General features: G+C 75.6%; 2 protein-coding genes. Both read left to right on the top strand.

What is annotated here, in order from left to right; all coding sequences use genetic code 11:
- Positions 1-97: 97 nt before the first annotated feature.
- Positions 98-739 carry a DUF4129 domain-containing protein gene (locus DW297_RS02915; protein WP_136029200.1) on the top strand — a complete coding sequence of 214 codons (642 nt, stop codon included), beginning with the start codon at positions 98-100 and terminating at the stop codon, positions 737-739.
- Positions 736-1,747 (top strand): DUF4350 domain-containing protein (locus DW297_RS02910; protein WP_136029198.1); only part of this gene is annotated, 1,012 nt, incomplete at its 3' end. The genes DW297_RS02915 and DW297_RS02910, both read left to right, overlap by 4 nt.

Genomic DNA, 1,747 nt, shown 5'->3' with positions numbered 1-1,747 from the left:
CCCCGCCCGCCCCGGCCCCGCGTCCCGCGGCTCCGGCGACACCCGCTCCCGCGCCCGAGGGCGACGGCACGGCTCCCGGTGGCGGTGACCGCTCCGCATGATGCTCCGGTTCGACGAGGTCTTCATCCCCGACGGCGATGAAGCGCGCCGGTGGGCCGAGGAGGAGCTCGCCAACCCGCGCTACGCCGACGCCAAGCCGACCTGGTTCGATCTGCTCGCCCGCGACGTCGGACGGTTCCTCGCCGATCTGTTCAGCTCCGGCAACGGTCAGAACGTCGGCCCCGTCGCGCTCATCGCCGTGGTCCTGCTGATCGCCGCCGCCCTGATCACGGCCCTGCTCGTGTGGGGGCGCCCCCGGCGGTCCCGCGCGGTACGTCGCGGCCACGCGCACCTGCTGGGCGCCGACGACGACCGCACCGCCGCGCAGCTGCGCACCGATGCCGAGCGCAGTGCGCGCGACGGCGACTGGGACACGGCCGTGGTGCTGCGCTACCGGGCCATCGCGCGCAGCCTCCTCGAACGCGACCTCATCGACCCCGCGCCCGGCGCGACCGCGCAGGCCATCGCACGATCGGCGAGCCTCGTGTTCGCCGAGGAGTCCGACGCGATGCGCCGCGCCGCCGCCGCCTTCGACGATGTGCGCTACCTGCGCCACCCCGCCTCCGAGGAGACCTACCGCGAGCTCGCCGCGACCGACGACCGCCTGCGCGCGCGGCGACCGGAGGCGGTACCCGCATGACCCTCGTCACCCCGCAGGACGCCACGACGGCCGAGCGGCGCCCTCGCCGCACAGGCGCGATCGTCGGCTGGGCGCTCATCGGCATCCTCGTACTCGTCGTGGCCTATGCCGCCTCGCAGTTCGCCGCCAGCAGCCCCGGCGCTCGCGGTGCCCTCGACCCCGAGAGCCGCAGCGACACGGGAGCGCTCGCCCTCGCCGAGATCCTCCGCGACCGGGGCGTCGAGGTCGAGGTCGCCCGCAGCCGCGCCGAGGTCCGCGCGGCACTGGACGACGATGCCACGCTGGCCATGACCAACCCGTACACCCTGAGCGACGACGCGGTCGCCGACCTCATCGCGCCGGCCGCACGCGTGGTCTTCCTCTCCACCGGCACGCACCTGCTCGGGGAACTGCGGATCGGCGAGCCCGCGCCGGGCAGCGTCTCCACCGCCGCGGCCGACTGCGCCGTGCCCGAGTTCGCCGAGGTGGGCACGATCCGGCCCGACCGCCTGTTCTCGCCCGCGAGCGGCGTCGACGCCTGCTTCGGCGACGACAGCGGCGCGGCCGTGCTCGTGGACGACCGCGACGGCAACCGTCGCACGATCGTCGACGGCACCAAGCTGTTCAGCAACGCCTTCCTCGCCGAGAACGGCAACGCCGCCCTCGGCCTCGCGCTGCTCGGCCAGTCCGACCGCCTCGTCTGGTACGTCCCCTCCTTCCAGGACTCCGACGTCGAGGGCACCGCCGCACCGGACACGCTCGGCAGTCTCACGCCGGACTGGGTCACCCCGGCCATCCTCCTGCTCCTCGCCGCCGGACTCGCGGTGGCGGTGGCGAGAGGGCGGCGCTTCGGCCCGCTCGTCGCCGAGACGCTGCCGGTCACCGTCCGGGCCTCGGAGACGATGCTCGGACGCGCCCGGCTCACCGCCAAGGCCGCCGACGCCCCGCACGCGGCCGAAGCGCTGCGCGAAGGGACCCGCCGACGGCTCGCCGTCCGGCTCGGGCTCGCCGTCCAGGCCGGAGCCGGAC

It is taken from the genome of Microbacterium sp. PF5, assembly GCF_004794315.1.
Lineage (GTDB): Bacteria > Actinomycetota > Actinomycetes > Actinomycetales > Microbacteriaceae > Microbacterium > Microbacterium sufflavum.
The sequence above is the reverse complement of the archived record's forward strand: the minus strand, read 5'-3'. Positions and strand labels throughout refer to the sequence as shown.

Excerpts from the sequence above, each read along its gene's own strand:
- DW297_RS02915 (WP_136029200.1), top strand. The coding sequence starts at position 98 with ATGATGCTCCGGTTCGACGAGGTCTTCATCCCCGACGGCGATGAAGCG.